This is a genomic window from Stutzerimonas zhaodongensis, from assembly GCF_003696365.1.
In the GTDB taxonomy this organism is placed as follows: domain Bacteria; phylum Pseudomonadota; class Gammaproteobacteria; order Pseudomonadales; family Pseudomonadaceae; genus Stutzerimonas; species Stutzerimonas zhaodongensis.
In genome coordinates this window covers 687,295-704,111 of record NZ_RFFM01000002.1, presented here as the reverse complement: position 1 = coordinate 704,111, position 16,817 = coordinate 687,295, and the positions used below count along the sequence as shown (strand labels likewise).

At 60.5% G+C, this 16,817-nt stretch carries 13 protein-coding genes; 7 read left to right on the top strand and 6 right to left on the bottom strand.

Going from position 1 to position 16,817, the window contains the following annotated elements; all coding sequences use genetic code 11:
- The first annotated feature begins 85 nt into the window (after positions 1-85).
- The 4 genes from EA797_RS11660 (at position 86) to EA797_RS11645 (ending at position 3,770) form a co-directional block, all read left to right on the top strand.
- The gene (locus EA797_RS11660) at positions 86-757 is read left to right on the top strand and encodes a heavy metal response regulator transcription factor (RefSeq protein ID WP_122165351.1); all 672 of its coding nucleotides are present in this window, start codon (positions 86-88) and stop codon (positions 755-757) included.
- Positions 754-2,109, top strand: coding sequence for a heavy metal sensor histidine kinase (locus tag EA797_RS11655; protein WP_122165350.1), 1,356 nt, complete (start codon positions 754-756; stop codon positions 2,107-2,109). Before EA797_RS11660 ends, EA797_RS11655 begins: the two co-directional genes overlap by 4 nt.
- Positions 2,110-2,222: 113 nt before the next feature.
- Positions 2,223-2,675, top strand: a complete 453-nt coding sequence (locus EA797_RS11650; protein WP_122165349.1) for a PA2169 family four-helix-bundle protein — start codon at positions 2,223-2,225, stop codon at positions 2,673-2,675.
- Between the two features lie 174 nt (positions 2,676-2,849).
- A complete protein-coding gene (locus tag EA797_RS11645) occupies positions 2,850-3,770 on the top strand; it encodes an AraC family transcriptional regulator (RefSeq protein WP_122165348.1) in 921 nt (306 codons plus the stop codon).
- A gap of 106 nt (positions 3,771-3,876) precedes the next feature.
- Here the strand turns inward: EA797_RS11645 and EA797_RS11640 are convergent, their stop codons facing one another.
- The 5 genes from EA797_RS11640 to EA797_RS11620 form a co-directional block, all read right to left on the bottom strand.
- On the bottom strand, positions 3,877-6,081 hold the full coding sequence (locus EA797_RS11640) for an OsmC domain/YcaO domain-containing protein (protein ID WP_122165347.1): 2,205 nt from the start codon (positions 6,079-6,081) through the stop codon (positions 3,877-3,879).
- Positions 6,082-6,087: 6 nt separating this feature from the next.
- Entirely contained in the window at positions 6,088-6,312 is a 225-nt protein-coding gene (locus EA797_RS11635; protein WP_122165346.1) for a hypothetical protein, read from the bottom strand.
- Positions 6,309-7,796 (bottom strand): sialate O-acetylesterase, encoded by a 1,488-nt coding sequence (locus tag EA797_RS11630; RefSeq protein WP_122165345.1) that lies wholly within the window; start codon positions 7,794-7,796, stop codon positions 6,309-6,311. Before EA797_RS11630 ends, EA797_RS11635 begins: the two co-directional genes overlap by 4 nt.
- A 190-nt stretch (positions 7,797-7,986) precedes the next feature.
- The gene (locus EA797_RS11625) at positions 7,987-9,666 is read right to left on the bottom strand and encodes a response regulator (protein ID WP_122165344.1); all 1,680 of its coding nucleotides are present in this window, start codon (positions 9,664-9,666) and stop codon (positions 7,987-7,989) included.
- Positions 9,650-11,176: an ATPase domain-containing protein gene (locus EA797_RS11620; RefSeq protein WP_122165343.1), complete on the bottom strand. Its 1,527-nt coding sequence runs from the start codon at positions 11,174-11,176 to the stop codon at positions 9,650-9,652. Before EA797_RS11620 ends, EA797_RS11625 begins: the two co-directional genes overlap by 17 nt.
- A gap of 442 nt (positions 11,177-11,618) precedes the next feature.
- Between EA797_RS11620 and EA797_RS11615 the strand changes: the two genes are divergently transcribed.
- Positions 11,619-12,941, top strand: a complete 1,323-nt coding sequence (locus EA797_RS11615; RefSeq protein ID WP_122166280.1) for an ABC1 kinase family protein — start codon at positions 11,619-11,621, stop codon at positions 12,939-12,941.
- Between the two features lie 40 nt (positions 12,942-12,981).
- On the top strand, positions 12,982-13,683 hold the full coding sequence (locus EA797_RS11610) for an SDR family NAD(P)-dependent oxidoreductase (RefSeq protein WP_122165342.1): 702 nt from the start codon (positions 12,982-12,984) through the stop codon (positions 13,681-13,683).
- Between the two features lie 214 nt (positions 13,684-13,897).
- On the opposite strand, the gene EA797_RS11605 is transcribed toward EA797_RS11610, so the two are convergent.
- On the bottom strand, positions 13,898-14,155 hold the full coding sequence (locus EA797_RS11605) for a type B 50S ribosomal protein L31 (protein ID WP_122165341.1): 258 nt from the start codon (positions 14,153-14,155) through the stop codon (positions 13,898-13,900).
- Between the two features lie 497 nt (positions 14,156-14,652).
- Between EA797_RS11605 and EA797_RS11600 the strand changes: the two genes are divergently transcribed.
- Positions 14,653-16,791 carry a TonB-dependent receptor gene (locus EA797_RS11600; protein WP_122165340.1) on the top strand — a complete coding sequence of 713 codons (2,139 nt, stop codon included), beginning with the start codon at positions 14,653-14,655 and terminating at the stop codon, positions 16,789-16,791.
- The last annotated feature ends 26 nt before the right edge of the window (positions 16,792-16,817 follow it).

Below are 16,817 nucleotides of genomic sequence, written 5' to 3'. Positions count from 1 at the left end.
AAACCCATTGCCTGCGCATTACGTATTTGTAATGGGATAAACGCCCGAGGGCGCCTAGCCTATATGCCTCGCCTGGAGGAAGCAGATGCGCATACTGGTAGTAGAAGATGAGATCAAGACAGCCGATTACCTGCGCAAGGGATTGAGCGAGTCGGGCTATCTGGTGGAGGTTGCGCTCAACGGCCTGGACGGCCAGCACCTGATTCAGGAGAGCGAGTTCGACCTGATCATTCTCGATGTGATGTTGCCGGGCATCGACGGCTGGCAACTGCTGCAGATCGTGCGGCGCAAGGCGCAGACACCCGTGCTTTTCCTCACCGCGCGCGATGCGGTTGAGGACCGCGTGAAGGGCCTCGAACTTGGGGCCGACGATTATCTGGTCAAACCCTTTTCCTATGCTGAGCTGCTGGCGCGGGTCCGAACCTTGTTGCGCCGCGGGCCGCCGCGCGAAGTCGAGCAGTTCAAGGTCGCTGATCTTGAGCTGGACCTGCTACGCCGCCGGGTGACGCGTCAGGGCGAGCGGCTGACGTTGACCAACAAGGAGTTCGCCCTGCTGCATCTGTTGCTCAGCCGGGAAGGCGAAGTGCTGTCGCGGGCGCAAATCGCTTCGCAGGTCTGGCAGATGAATTTCGATAGCGATACCAACGTGGTCGACGTCGCGATTCGCCGGCTGCGTGCCAAGGTGGACGACCCTTACCAACCCAAACTGATTCATACCGTGCGCGGCATGGGCTACCTGTTGGAATCGCCGGAATGAGGCTGTTGCCACGCTCGCTCAGCCTGCGTCTGGCGCTGATGTTCGCGTTGGTCGGCACCGTGCTGCTGGGCGCCATCGGCTTCTACCTGTATCAGTCAGTGGAGCGCGAACTTGCCTGGCGTGACGATCAGGCGTTGCTCGGACGGCTGGAGCGCATGGCTGCCTTGCTCGATGACAGCGACAGCATTGACGCACTGCGCGAGCGCCCGCAGCTATATGCCAACATGCTGGGCAACCGGGACAATCTGCTCTGGGTGCTGGGGCCCGCTGGCCAACCGCTGATCGAGATCAATCCGGCCCAGTTGGGTATTCCGCAATTGCCGCCGTCGGAACTGCCACAGCTCGGGGATTTGGGCGACGAGGCTCGTGTGGCCTGGTCCCATATCGAGCGACCGCGGGGAGGTATGACGCTGATCGCCGGCAAGCTGCTGGCTGAGCGTGAGCAAATGCTTGCCGCCTATCGCCTGACCCTGTGGCTCGCATTGGCGGCCGGTGCGCTGCTGGCGTTCCTGCTGGGTTGGTGGGTGAGTCAGCGTGGGTTGCGACCGTTGCGTCAGCTGACCCGCAGGGCACTGGCCATCGATGTGCAGCGTTTGCATCTGCGTCTTGATGACTGTGCAGAGCTCAGTGAGTTACGAGCGCTGAGTGACGCACTGAACCAGATGTTGACGCGTCTGGAGGCCGGATTTTCTCAGCTTTCACGGTTTTCCGAAGACCTGGCGCATGAGATGCGCACCCCCTTGAGCAACCTGATGGGGCAAACTCAGCAGACCCTGCGTCGGGTGCGCTCGCTGGAGGAATACCAGAGCCTGCTGGCCTCCAATCAAGAGGAATACGAGCGTCTGGCCAGGATGATCGACAACATGCTGTTCCTGGCGCGCGCCGAACAGGCAGACGCGGCGATCCATACTCAGGTCATCGAGCTGGCCGATGCCGTGGAGCAGCTTGGTGATTACTTCGAAGGGATCGCCGAAGAGCGCGGGATGCGCCTGCTCAACGAGGCCCATGGCTGCGTTCGGGCCGATCCGGATCTGCTGCGAAGGGCGCTGGCGAACCTGATCGCCAACGCACTGCGCTACGGCGAGGCTGGCACTGTGCTGCGCATCAGCAGTGAACAGGCAGTCGAACGGGTGTCGGTAAGGGTATTTAACGAGGGGGCGCCCATCGCTGCCGAGCATCTGCCGCGGCTGTTCGACCGCTTTTATCGCTGCGATCCATCCCGTGCGCAACCGGGAGATTCGGGTGGACTGGGGCTGGCTATCGTGCGTTCGATCATGCAGCTGCATGGCGGCGAGGTGTGGGTCGAAAGTGACGCGTCGGGCACCTGTTTCTCTTTGTCTTTTCCGCGGTGACCGCACCTTCCACCGGGCAGGCGGGCTGAACCTTTATCGAAACGGCACAGTCGACTTAACAGGTTGGCCGTGTTCTCTCCGGCCGTTCATCAAGCCCGTAGGAGACTTTCTCAATGGATAACAAAGACACCATTTCCGTACTCAACGACCTCATCGAAACCAGCAAAGACGGCGAAAAAGGTTTCCGCGAATGCGCTGAAGACCTCAAGAACCCACAGCTGAAAACCACCATGACTCAGCGTGCCCAGGATTGCGCGACGGCCGCGGCTGAACTGCAGCAATTAGTACGCACCCTGGGTGGCGACCCTGAGACTTCCACCAGCGTTGCAGCAGACATGCATCGCCGCTGGGTCGACCTCAAGTCGATGATCACCGGCAAGGATGACGAAGCCATCCTTAACGAGTGTGAGCGTGGCGAAGACGTGGCACTCAAGAGCTATCGCAAAGCGATGGAAAAAGACCTGCCGATGGAAGTTCGCAGCGTTGTGGAGCGTCAGCTCCAAGGCGTTCAGCGTAACCACGATCAGGTGAAAGCCCTGCGTGACGCCGAACGCGCACGCAGTTGATCGAGCTGAAATGAGCGCCGGCCTAGTGCCGGCGTTTTTGTTTCTAAGCCATTGCGCAGGTGTCATCGATTCTGGCGGTTGGCACCAGCGCATTAGACTGGTTGCCCTTCTGCGGGGCTGCAGCTCACCGCTGAGCTGCTAAGCTTAGGCCTTCTTTTTTCTCAAGGGCCGGCTATGAATTCCTTCATCAATCCACCGGCCGATGACACCAGCCTCCAGCGCGCCGAACTGGCACGTCTGGTCGAGGGTTTCGTCAGCGGCGACGGCATGCATCCCACCGCTATCGATCCGTTGCACCTGATTCGATGCGAAAAACCTGGTGAGACTATTTACGCGGTGCATAAGCCGGCGATGTGCATCATCGTGCAGGGCGGTAAAGAAGTGCGTCTCGCCGATGAACTGTACTGCTACGACCCGCTGCATTATCTGGTCGTGTCGGTGACGCTGCCAGTGGCCGGTTGCGTGATTCGCGCATCCAGTGACGAGCCCTACATCTGTATCCGCCTGGACATCGATCCGTCGCTGATTGCCAGCTTGGTCAGCGAAGCCGAACCTCCGGTCGCCTGCGCCGAGGCGGTAGGGCGGGGCCTTTATCTGGATAGGATCGACGCGCCATTACTCGATGCCACTTTGCGGCTGGTCCGGTTGCTTGGCGAGCCGAAGGATATTCCTGTGCTGGCGCCCCTGGCCCTGCGCGAAATCTTTTATCGCGTGCTGCGCGGCCCGCAGGGCCGGCACCTGCAGGATGTCGCACTGCAGGGCAGCCAGTCCCACCGTGTCAACCGGGCTATCGAATGGCTCAATCAGAACTATGTCGAGCCGCTGCGCATCGATGATCTGGCGCGTCGCGTCAATCTCAGCGCATCCAGTCTGCATCACCGCTTCAAGGCGCTGACCGCCATGAGCCCGTTGCAATATCAGAAGCAGTTGCGGTTACAGGAAGCTCGGCGCCTGCTGATGGCCGAGGGGCTGGAGGTATCGGCGGCCGGGTACCGGGTTGGCTACGAAAGCCCGTCGCAATTCAGCCGCGAATACAGCCGACACTTCGGCGCTTCACCGGTCAAGGACATGGCGCGCCTGCGCAGCATCGCCTGATCTTGGTTCCGGTACTTCTGCCACGGCCTATGAGCATTGCCGCCACGCTAATCGAAGCGCCATGAAATAGCGGCAACGGCTCATCACTGCGTTAGTGCGTAGCGAGTTATTGCGATAGCCCAGCCGCCCTGGCGCGTGCCGCGTGCAGCTTGTTGTAGGTATCGATCAGCCGCTGGTGCCGGTCCAGTCCTTCCAACTTCATGCTGGTGGGCGTCAGACCGTAGAACCGCACGTTGCCGTCTACCGAGCCTATTGCTGCATCCATTCGCTCGTTACCAAACATACGGCGGAAATTGGTCTCGTAGTGCTGCAAATCCAGCTCGTCATCCAGCTGGACTTCCAGCACCACATTCAGAGCCTGGTAGAACAGGCCGCGCTCGACGGTGTTGTCGTTGAACTGCAGGAAGGTCTCGACCAGCTCTTTCGCCTCATCGAATTGCTTCAGAACGAGATGGATAAGCAGCTTGAGCTCGAGGATCGTGAGCTTGCCCCAGGGCGTGTTGTCGTCAAACTCGATACCGATGAGGGTGGGGATGTCGGTGTAGTCATCCAGCTCGCTTTCTTCCAGGCGCTCGATCAGCGCCTGCAGGCTGTCATCGTCCAGGCTGTGCAGGTTAAGGATGTCTTCGCGGAAAAACAGCGCCTTGTTGGTGTTGTCCCAAATGAGGTCTTCGACTGGGTACACCTCGGAATAACCGGGCACCAGAATGCGGCAAGCAGTGGCGCCCAGGTCATCGTAAACGGCCATGTACACTTCTTTGCCCATGCCTTCTAGGATGCCGAACAGCGTTGCGGCTTCTTCGGCATTGGCACTTTCACCCTGGCTGGAAAAATCCCACTCGACAAAATCGTAGTCCGCCTTGGCGCTGAAGAAGCGCCACGACACCACGCCGCTGGAATCGATGAAGTGTTCGACGAAGTTGTTCGGCTCCATCACGGCCTGGCTTTCGAAGGTTGGCTGAGGCAGGTCGTTCAAGCCTTCGAAGCTGCGGCCTTGCAGCAGCTCGGTCAGGCTGCGCTCCAGCGCCACTTCGAAGCTCGGGTGCGCGCCGAAGGAGGCAAACACACCGCCGGTGCGCGGGTTCATCAGGGTGACGCACATCACCGGGTATTCGCCGCCCAGGGATGCATCCTTCACCAGGACCGGGAAGCCCTGTTCTTCGAGGCCCTGAATGCCTGCAAGAATGCCTGGGTATTTCGCCAGCACCTGCTGCGGCACATCGGGCAGTGCGATTTCACCTTCGAGAATCTCGCGTTTCACGGCACGTTCGAAGATCTCCGACAGACACTGCACCTGTGCTTCGGCCAGCGTATTGCCGGCACTCATGCCGTTGCTGAGGAACAGGTTTTCGATCAGGTTGGACGGGAAGTACACGACCTCGCCGTCCGACTGGCGCACATAAGGCAGCGAACAGATGCCGCGCTGCTCGTTACCGGAATTGGTGTCGATCAGATGTGAACCGCGCAGCTCGCCGTCCGGGTTGTAAATCTGCAGGCAATACTCATCGAGCATGCCCGCCGGCAGCGCATCCTTGCGGCCCGGCTTGAACCAGCGCTCGTTCGGGTAATGCACGAACCTCGCATCGGCGATGTCATCGCCCCAGAACTGATCGTTGTAGAAGAAGTTGCAGTTGAGCCGCTCGATGAATTCGCCCAGCGCCGAGGCCAGAGCGGCCTCCTTGGTCGCGCCCTTGCCGTTGGTGAAGCACATCGGCGACTGCGCATCGCGGATATGCAACGACCATACGTTGGGCACGATATTGCGCCATGAGGCGATTTCGATCTTCATGCCCAGCTCGGCCAGAATGCCGGACATGTTGGCGATCGTCTGTTCGAGCGGCAGGTCCTTGCCGAGGACGCGTGTGCCTTCACCAGACTCGGCGATGGGCATCAGCAATGCCTGAGCGTCGGCGTCCAGGTTCTCGACTTCTTCAATGACGAAATCCGGACCGGTCTGCACCGCCTTCTTTACCGTGCAGCGCTCGATCGAGCGCAGGATGCCTTGGCGATCCTTGGCGGAGATGTCCGCAGGCAGCTCGACCTGAATCTTGAACGTCTGCTTGTAGCGGTTCTCAGGGTCGACGATGTTGTTTTGCGACAGGCGGATGTTGTCAGTCGAAATATTGCGGGTATTGCAGTAGAGCTTTACGAAGTACGCCGCACAGAGTGCTGACGAAGCGAGAAAGTAATCGAAGGGTCCCGGCGCCGAGCCGTCGCCCTTGTAGCGGATCGGTTGATCGGCCACCACCGTGAAATCATCGAACTTGGCTTCAAGCCTGAGGTTGTCGAGAAAGTTGACCTTGATTTCCATGAGCGATTACCAGAACAACACGATTTGGCCGCCCATTATCCGGCTTCTCGCCTGGATGTCTTTTCTTAATTCAGCTTCAGCCGGGCTCAAATCCCGACTGGGCATGAAGATCGTCCGGTGGCTGGTGCCGATAGCGCGATACAGCGCGCTCTGCAGCCACTGGAAGAACGAGATGTTCTGGCGGCCGGCCACCGTGGCGCTGAAATTTCTGCGCCAGCTGGTAGGGTTCAAGGTGCCGAATCGTGGCCATCGACCGCCTGCATTTCGAATGCAATGCTCCAGTTCTGCAGAGGGTAGGGCTTGCCTACTAGCGCTTCGATATTGGCTTGCTCCGGCATGCCTTCGTCAGGCAGGAATTCATAGTTAGCGTCCGCCACAGTGGGGTCGCTGTCATGCAGTTCGCCGGCGCCGCCGACCTCATGGCTGGCGTAGCGGATGGTCGGAGTGCCGACAAGGTCCTGGCCCACGACCAAACGTAATACCGTGTCGGCCACCACCTTGATGGACTCGACCGGCACCTTGCCCTGGTCATCGGTAATGACGAAGCCGTAGTTCTCGATCATCTGCGTCTTGTGCCCGATGTAGGGCTCGCTGAAGGCCAACGGCGGATGGGGTACATGGAAATCCATGAGAATCTCACGGCCTTCGACCGTTGCCCGCCGAGGCGATAAGGGCTGCCAGCCGCGCTGCTCCACCACGACCTGGTTGTACACCTTGCCGAGCATCTGACCGAACCAGCGGTAGCCATTGGCTGACAGGTGAGTGCCTTTGTCGACGTAAGGGTAGACCGGGCCGGCCAGATACCAGTTGGATTCCTCCTGCGCCAGTTCCCATTGCGCCATGCCGATATCCAGGCTGCCGTTGATCACCGACGATTTGGCATCGGTCTGATAGCTGATGAACGCCGGCATCTGTTTTTGGCCAATGGCTTTTGCGGTATCGGCGTACAGGTCGTCGCGCAATTGGCGGAGCATCTTCTTGTAATTGGCTTTTTCGTTGATGCCGCCTTGTACCTCGGCGTAGTCGTATTCGCCCTGCAGCCAGAAGAGGGCGCTGAAGCTGTAACTCGCATTTTCAGATCGAGCAGCCTGGTTGGCCTGATCGACGGCCTGGACAACGCGTCGGTATTCGTTAGTGCCGCCAACCTTGGCCAGCTGCGCGATAGAGCGGCCAGAGGTCGCCGCATTGCTGGCGACGAGCAGGTGCTTGGGGTCGGTCTCGATGCCTTTGTTTGCGAGATAAAGCCGGCGGGCCATGTTCAGCGCGCCGACTTCGACCGATTCACCTTCTTCCTGAGCCTGCGTTTCCAGCTGTGCCACGGCTTCCCCATCGAGCAGGACCTTAGGGTCGCGCTTGAGCTGTACGACCGCGCGCAACGGCTTGAACTCCGGGCCGCCCACCGGCACGAAGCGGTCACCGCTGAAAGTCGCCGAGCGGGTTGCCTCCCCCAGCATGAGGTTGTCGTAGCCAGGCTGCTTCGACAGCGCCGGCCAGCCCTCTGCCGCGGAAGCGAGTGACTGCCCGAAGGTGATGACGTGGTTGTACTTCGCCTCCAGTGCTGGTGGATTGCCTTTGGTTTGCTTGAGCAGTTGCTGGCTCCAGCGTTTGTTCTCGGAGTCGCGCTTGGCAATGGCCTGCTCATCGGCGTGGCCCGGCATCGGCGCGCTTAGCAGCAGGAGTCCGGCCAAAGCAGCGGCACAGGGGGTGCGTGACATCAAACGTAGGGAGGCGGGTAGACAATGAACGTGTTGCAGAACGGGCATCGAGCGGTCCTTGTGATTGGGCGCAATGAACGCGATGCAGGGGATCGCGGCAGCTGGACTGAGAGATAGCGCCAAGTTGCCGTTTCGACGGTCGCACCTGCGCTAAGTTCTACTGCATGCCGTAGAGCGGGGCATTTGGGTATCAGGCTTCGATGCGCTCCAGCGCGGTTTTAAGCGCGGCGGCAAGCTCTTCGAGCCGATAGGGTTTGGCGAGAATCTGCACGCCTTCTGTCTCCGCGGAACGCTTGACCGCTTCGGCATAGCCGCTGGTAAGCAGCACCGGCACATCGAGATTTCGCGTGCGGATTTCCCGAGCCAGCTCCAGCCCGTTCATACCGCCCGGCATCATCACGTCGGAAAAGACGATGTCGATGCCCCGACCATTAGCCAGCGCGCCAAGTGCAGCGGCTGCACTGGCGGCGCTGGTTACCTGATAACCCAGGTGTTCGAGCATTTCGGCCACCAGCGCCGCGACCTCTTCGTCGTCATCGACCAGCAGCACGTTGCCGGCTGATAGGTTAACGGCATCGTCGGCTGGGGGTTGATCCTTGATCGGGCTTGGCAGGTCTGCAGAGCGTGGCAATAGCATCACCACGCTGGTGCCCTGGCCGCACTCGGAATCGATCCAGACCGTACCGCCGGACTGCCGCGCGAACCCGTAGACCTGTGCGAGCCCAAGCCCCGATCCCTTGCCGATTTCCTTGGTAGTGAAGAAGGGATCGAAAACTCGGTTACGCACCTCGTCAGGTATACCGGTGCCGGTGTCGATCACGGCCAGGCGAACGAAATCACCGCGGCGGCCCAGGACCAGTTCATCGGGTGCGTTGCGGGCCTGCAGCAGAATATTGCCGCCTTCAGGCATGGCATCACGCGCATTGACCGCAAGGTTGAGAATTACCAGCTCCAGCTCACCCGGATCCACCTCGACCGGCCAGAGATCGGGCGCGAATTCCTGCTTCACCTGAACATCGCCACGCAGGCTGCGGTCAAGCAGTTCGCGCATCTGCGTAATGCGCTGAGCCAGGTCGACCGGTTCGGGCGCAAGGGATTGGCGTCGGGAGAATGCCAGCAGCTGGCGGGTGAGCGCCGAGCCGCGTTGAGCGGCTTGCCGCATGCCGTCCATCAGGCGTTTGCGACGCTCCGGATCAGCGCGACGATCAAGCATGTCCAGGCCACCGGAAATCACCATCAGCAGGTTGTTGAAATCGTGTGCGATTCCCCCGGTGAGCTGCCCGATAGCTTCAATCTTCTGCGTCTGGCGCAGGGTTTCTTCGATATGTGCGCGCTCCGCCATCTGCGTGCGCAACTCCAGGTTGGTCTTTTCCAGCTCACTGGTTCGCTCGACAACCAGCGCTTCCAGCTCCTGCGAGGCTTTTTCGCGAGCTTCGATGAGGGCGCGCACTTCGTACTGGCGCAAGCGGCCCCGTACGGCTGCCTGAATGGCACTGGTCAGGGTGATGCTTTGTACCGGGCGTTCAAGCAGCGACACGTTACGCAGCGCGGCAACCATGCGCTGGCGCCACGCGGCTACGGCGGGTTGCTGATGTTTGCTGGTGAGCACCACGAACGGAAAGTCCGACCAGGTAGGCTGATGATCTACCCAGTCGGAAAGTGATTTGAGGTCGTGACCGAAGAGACCTTCCTCCGCGATGAACACCGCAGCCGCATCGGTCTCGGCTCGTTGGAGAACCTCATCGACTCCGTGGCAGACGACTGCGTCCATCCCACTGCGACGCAGAAGTTCGGCAGTGGCCGGGCCGTCCCGGCCGATTGGTGCATAGACAACGATTATTGGGTGTTCTGGCTTAGTGGGCGTCGTCATGCTCGTCTGTCAGTAGCTGAGTCGCATCACCGGTGTATTCCGGTGTGCCCGAGAGAATTCCGCTGAAGTGACTCAGCGGTGGGCCGACCTCGACGCCGGTTGTGCTGAGCCGATATTCGCGAACGGTGTTTTCATGCCGCCCGCTGCGCTTTTTGACCACCGACAAGGCTCTGCGAACGATACCGGCGTGCTCGAAATAGCGCAGCATGATAACCGCATCGCTGAGGTAGCTGATATCGATCGGCGTATCCATCGGACCCACCAGACCGTGCTGGGCCAGGACCATGATGCTGATCACACCTTTCTGCCCCAGGTAGCTCAGCAACTCGTGCATTTGCAGGATGAGGAAGCGGCCGTCCGGCATGGCATGCAGATAGCCGTTGAGGCTGTCCAGAATGACCAGCCTTGAGCCTTGGTCTTCAACACTGCGACGCACGGCTGCGGTGAACTCACCGGGCGACAGCTCAGCCGGATCGACCTGCTGAAGATGCAGCAGGCCCTGTTCGATCCAAGGCTCCATATCGAGCCCGAGCGAACGCCCACGGGCCAATAATGTGCCAACGTTTTCGTCGAACACGAAGAAGGACACCTGCTCGCCGCGCTTGCAGGCCGCAACCGCGAAGCTCAGCGCCAGCGAAGACTTGCCGACGCCAGCAGCGCCTACGAACAGGGCGTTGGTGCCACGCTCCAGACCACCGCCGAGCATGGTGTCCAGCGCGTCATTGCCTGACGATGCGGGTTCGCCGATGTAGCTTGAATGGTGTTCGGCCGCGATAAGGCGTGGATAAATCTGCAGCCCGCCCTTGCGGATGACAAAATCGTGGTAACCGCCGCGGAACTGAATGCCGCGCATCTTCACCACGCGCAGGCGCCGCCGCTCAGCGCCGTAGTCGATGGCAAGTTGTTCCAGCATCACCACACCGTGGGAGATCGAGTGCAGCTGCAGGTCGCCCAGTTCCGAGGTCTGGTCGTCCAGCAGAATCACGGTGCAGCGACGTGTGGTGAAGAAGTGCTTGAGGGCCAGTACCTGCCGTCGATAGCGCAGCGGGCTTTGCGCCAACAGACGCATTTCCGAAAGGCTGTCGAAGATCACCCGGCTCGGGTTGGTTTGGGTTACGCGGTCGAACACTTGCTGAGTCGTTTCGCTCAGCTCCATCTCGGCCGGGTGCAGAACGGTCAACTCAAGCTCTGGGTCGAGGCTGGCTTCGGGTGTGACCAGCTCGAAAACGTCGATTCCTTCGAGCGACCACCCGTGCCGCTTGGCGACCAGTTCCAGTTCCTGCTTGGTTTCCGACAGGGTCACATAGAGCACGCGCTCGCCCTGGCGCACGCCTTCGAGCAGAAACTGCATGGCGATCGTGGTCTTGCCGGCGCCAGGGCTGCCTTCATAAAGGTACATGCGGTTGGGGTCGAGGCCGCCGCCCAGGATGTCATCCAGGCCTACGCTGCCGGTGGAAATACGAGGGGGTTCGTCATCCGGGTTGAAGGAAAGATCAATTGGATCGGTCATTCCGTACTCCTTTACGCAGGCTTCTCCAATGGAAGCTGCTGCGTCTATTGTTCCTGCTCGACGCGGTCCAAATCGGGCCGGCGCGGCGGAACTCGCCCGTAAGGCACCACCCAGTAGGCGGCTCGGGCTGAAACCTCTCCAATGATCGCCAGATGATACTGAATAAGCAGTCAATACGTGCTTCCGGCAGGCGAAATCGGAGAGGCGCAGTCTATTGATCCGACTCGCCTTTTGCCGTCTCGTTCCGCAGCTCTGGTTTGCTGAAAGCCCGCAGGAAGCGCGTTTCGAGCCTTTCCTGACGCTTACGCGATGGCCATTGACCTGCCGCCGTCAGCATTGACCGGTGCGGCGGGGCATGGGCGCAACAGTTTGCAACTCGTCGCGCTTGGATCGTTGCCCAGCGTGCTCCATGATCGACCTTTGCCTGCTGCGGGTATCCTGGATGTCTCGATTCTCCCGTCCATCAGCGTCGGCGCTGGGCCGCTTTCTGCATCTGGGCGGCACGGGCGCGCGCATCGCTGGCAACCTGCTTGTTCAGCGCATCACACCGGGTAAGTCACGCGTCGACTGGGAGCCAGTTGGCGCGCTGTTGGGCGACACGCTGGGGCAGATGAAGGGCCCCGTGCTCAAGCTGGGCCAGCAGGCTTCGCAGTGGCAGGACGTATTGCCGCCGCCGATCAGTAAAGTCTTGGCGCGGTTGCAGAACCAGGTGCCATCCCTGCCATTCGCCTCGTTGGAGGCCCATCTGCAAAGGCTTTACGACGGCCAGCTGTATGAGCTGTTCGAGTCAATCGAGCGACAACCCGCAGCGGCCGCGTCGTTGGGCCAGGTACATCGCGCCCGTGATCGGCAGGGGCGGGCGCTTATCATGAAGATTCAGTACCCCGGTATTCGCGCCATCTGCGATGCCGATCTGCGGCAGCTGCGCCGGCTGATGCCGTTGGGGCGGCTGTTCGGTACACCCTCGGCGCGCCTCGAATCGGTGTATCTCGAGCTGCAACGCGCCATCGATCAGGAACTCGATTACGACGCCGAACGACGCAATATCGAGCGCTTCGCACAGCATTTCGCCGACTGGCCAGACGTACAGATTCCCTTTGCTGCTCCGGAGCTCTGCCGTGCGGGCGTACTGGTGCTGGAGGAGGTGCCAGGTCGACCCATGGGCGAGGTCGAGCAAGCGCCGCTCGAGGTGCGTCAGCGGCTGGCCGAGACGCTTTGCGCATGGCTTGCCGAGCAGGCATTCGGGATGGGCTTGCTGCATGCCGACCCGCACCCGGGCAATCTGGCCTGGAGCGAGACGGGTGGGCTGGTGGTGTATGACTTCGGCAGCGTCGTGCCGCTACCACCTCGATTGCTGGATGCCTACATGCAGATGTTTGCCGCCTTGCGCGGGCCATCCGCCGTAGCGCTCGAGCCGGCGTTCCAGGCCTTGGGCGGACGGCAGCCAGACAGCGCGCCGCCGCATGGTCTGTACCGGTGCATCCATCAGCTTCTGCACCCATTGCTCCAGCCGGGTGCGCAGTGGGACTTCCGCGGGGCCTCGCTGCATCAGCAGCTGGTGGAGCTGTTTCCCCTGGCGATGTCCGCGCTCGGCAGTCTTCAGCCAGCCTCTGGGACCTTGCTGGTCAACCGAACCCTGGAAGGCCACTACTGGAATCTCTACCGGCTCGGTGCGTGCCTGCCGGTCGCCGACCTGCTGGCGAACCACATCGAGCGAAAGCGCGCCGGCGTACAACCCGAGCAGCCCGCCCGAGGGCTCGACTGAATTTGATAACCGGGCCCGATCGCGGCCAGAGGCAATCACGATGCAGATGGATTCGTTTCCCGAAGAATATCGCGCGCTGGTGATCGGCGCGTCTGGCGGCATTGGCGCCGCGCTGGTCGAAGCGTTGCGCGCGGACACACGCTGCGCCTCGGTGACGGCATTGGGGCGCTCGACCGAACCACCGCTGGATCTGACCGATCCCGTCAGCATCGAACAAGCCGCGGCTGCGGTGGCCGGGCATGGGCCGTTTCACCTGATCATCAATGCCGCCGGCGTGCTGCACAATGACGAGTTCATGCCGGAAAAACGCCTCGCCGATATCAGTCAGGCCCAGTTGCTCGCCACTTTCCAGATCAACACCTTCGGCCCTGCACTGCTGTTGCGGCATTTCTCAGGGCTGCTCGATCGGCAGCGCGGGGTGCTGGCGATGCTTTCTGCCAAGGTCGGCAGCATCGGCGACAACCGTCTCGGTGGCTGGTACAGCTACCGCGCCTCCAAGGCCGCCCTGAACATGCTGATCAAGACCGCTTCCATCGAAATCAAACGCAGCCAGCCCAATGCCGTATTGCTGGCACTGCATCCCGGCACCGTGAACTCGAAGCTGTCGCAGCCCTTTCGCGGTGCCGAGATCGGCCGAGCTGCCAACGACGCCGCGGCTGACCTGCTGCGCGTCATCGATGGTCTGGGGCCGGATGCAAGCGGTGGGTTTTACGCGTATAGCGGGGAAGGGCTGCCGTGGTAGTGGGTACAAGTGGCAGGTTCTGGTTCATGTCGTCTGGCGCGAGTGCGTAGGTGTATTCGCTCCGGCTGGACCGAGCCTGAGCTGCAATCAGTAGGCGCCGCCGTCGCGGCGAGCCTGATGCGTTGCCGGTTCACCAGCACAGCATCTGCTCATTGCCAGCCGCGCTGTAGATATCCGCTCGGGTTGAGCGGATTGCATCCAACGACCAGGAGCCTTATTTCTTTGTCGTGAAACCAGCAAAACGCTTGTTGAAGCCTGCAATGCGGCCTTCGGAGGTGGTCTTGCGCTGTTTGCCGGTGTACATCGGGTGCGATGCGCTGGACACATCTAGCGCGATGTACGGGTAGGTGTTCCCGTCGGTGTGCTGATGGGTACGCGTGGTTTCAGCCGTCGAGCCGATCAGAAAGTAAACGTCTGCCGCCGTGTCATGGAAAAGGACAGGGCGATAATTAGGGTGGATATCTGGCTTCATTGTGTACCTCTGTCTGAGTTTGCGTACTGTTATACCATATCAACAAGTTCGCCCGTCTTGGTACTGCTGCGTTGAGATCAACCCGAATTACGTTGCGTGCAGCTGATCAAGCTCACGGTCGTTGATATTCGAGTCTCGTTGCAAAGGCGTGGGCTGCCGTATCACTGCGGTTAAAACCCATCGGCACTCGGCGCTAGAATGGGCTGCTTCTAGACATAGCGCTACGCTATGTCTAGAAGCAGCCAATTACATCTGTCTGACCTTGGCCCGTGGCGACCGCTGGGGCCAGTCGCCGCTGATCATCACAATTTCCGCGCTACCTCTCGCCACAGCAACAACCCGTAGATCAACTGAGTAATAATGTTATAACATAACATTAAGTGAACAGTTGGCTGTGTTCCTGACGGGCAGCCAAAGGTACCTGTCTTTATCCAGGGATGACGCCAACCGATTGAGAACATTGAACCGTCAGCAGTTCATCACCCGAGTGGAACGATATGCCGCCTTACTCTTTCACACGCTTGCGCCTCTACAAGTTGCAGCGCGTCGGCCTGGCAGGCTGCCTGGTATTTGCGTCGCCCGCGCCAGCCGCCGAGCCCGAGAAAGTACTTTCGCTACCTGCTACAGAGATCATCGACACCGCCTCCGATTCGGCACCTATCGAATTGCATGCCCCTGCTACAACCGGTTCGCGCTTGAATCTGACGCCTCTGGAGACACCAGCCAGCATCAGCAGCCTAGGTGATGCGCAGATTCATGAGCGCAACAACGCGACTGTTCAGGATGCCGTGACGCGTTCACCCGGTATCACCTTCATCGGCACGCCGGGCAACGGCGGCACCGCATTGTCCGCTCGGGGATTCACTGAGCACAGCTCGACCATGCAACTGTATGACGGCACGCGTCTGTACGTAGGCGCTGGCACCGTTACCTTCCCAGTCGATACCTGGTCGGTGGAGCGCATCGATATCCTGCGTGGCCCGGCCTCGGTGCTCTACGGCGAGGGGGCGACTGGCGCGGTGATCAACACGGTGCCCAAGAAACCCTTCGAGGGCGAGATCCGAAATCGTGTGCGTATGGGTTACGGGTCCGATGATCGCAGGCAGGCAGCCTTGGACAGCGGCGGATCGCTGAGCGATAGCCTGAGTTACCGCTTCAATCTCAATCGGCAGGCCAGCAATGGCTGGGTCGACCGAGGTGACTCCAAGAGCCTGGCCATCAGCGGCGCGTTGCGCTGGGAAGCGTCGGATGACCTACGTTTTACCCTCAGTCACGACCACGGTGATCAGGAGCCTCAACGGTATTTCGGCACACCGCTGGTGGACAGCCGCTACCGTGAAAGTCTTCGCGAGCGTAACTACAACGTCGACAACGCAACGGTGCAATACAACGATCAGTCGACCCGGCTGGTCACCGACTGGGCCATCAGCGACAGCCTGAGCGCCAGCAACCAGTTGTACTTCCTCAAGACCCAACGGCGCTGGCGCAATGCCGAGACCTATTCGTGGCAGCCCGGTGATGTAGTGGAGCGCAGTGATTTCATAAGCATCAAGCACACCCAGGAGCAGATCGGCGATCGCCAGACTTTCACCTTGCAGCACTCACTGTTCGGCCTCGACAGCCGCACTTTGGTCGGCGCGGACTACAACTCCGTCCGTTTCGCGCGCAAGCATGACTTCGGCAATACCCTGAGCGACAGCGTGCCACTCGGCCAATCCGGTGGCGGGAGTTATATCAGCGACGATCCGTATCGTTCTCGCGAAGGCAACCGGGCGCGTCAGTTTTCGCTTTTCGCCGAAAACCGCACGCAGCTTACCGAGCGACTGGCGCTTGTCACCGGCGTCCGCCGTGACCATGTGCACCTGGACCGTGATGATCTTGTGGAAGATACCCGCAGCGACCGCAGCCTGACCGGCAACAATTGGCGCGCCGGCCTGGTGTTTTCAGTGACCGAAGACCTGGCGCTGTATGGCCAATACGCCACCAGCACCGAAGGGGTCGGTAATCTGCTGACCCTCAGCCCTGGACAGCAGCAGTGGGACCTGAGCACCGCCAGGCAGACGGAAATAGGGATCAAGCAGCAGTTTTTCGACAACCGTGGCGAGTGGACGCTGGCGGCCTATCACATCGTGAAGAAGAAACTGCTGAGCACGGATCCCGCCAACCCGACCGTCCAGCAGCAGGTTGGCCAGCAGTCTTCTGACGGTATCGAGGCCAGCCTCGAACTGCGCCTGCCCTACGCCGTGCAGCTTTCGGCCAACGCCGCGCTGGTGCGCGCCGAATACGATGAATTCGCCAGCGGCCTCAACGATTTTCAGGGCAATCGCCCAGTCAATGTGCCGCATCGCTCCGCCAACTTGTGGCTGAGCAAGGACTTCGCCGAGCCTTTCAGCGTGGGCGCTGGTGCTCGCTATGTGGGCAGCCGCTATGCGGACAATGCCAACAGGGTCAGTGTGCCGAGCTACACCGTGGTGGATGCCAACGTCGACTGGCATCTGCAGAAGGATCTGACGCTCGGTTTGCAAGTCAACAACCTGCTGGACCGTCAGTACGCGACCACTACCAGTAACAACGGTAAACAATGGTATCTAGGCGAGCCGCGCTCCTTGTTCGTCACGGCTGACTATCGCTTCTGACAGTGCCTTGGCTAAGCTGGCCTCGT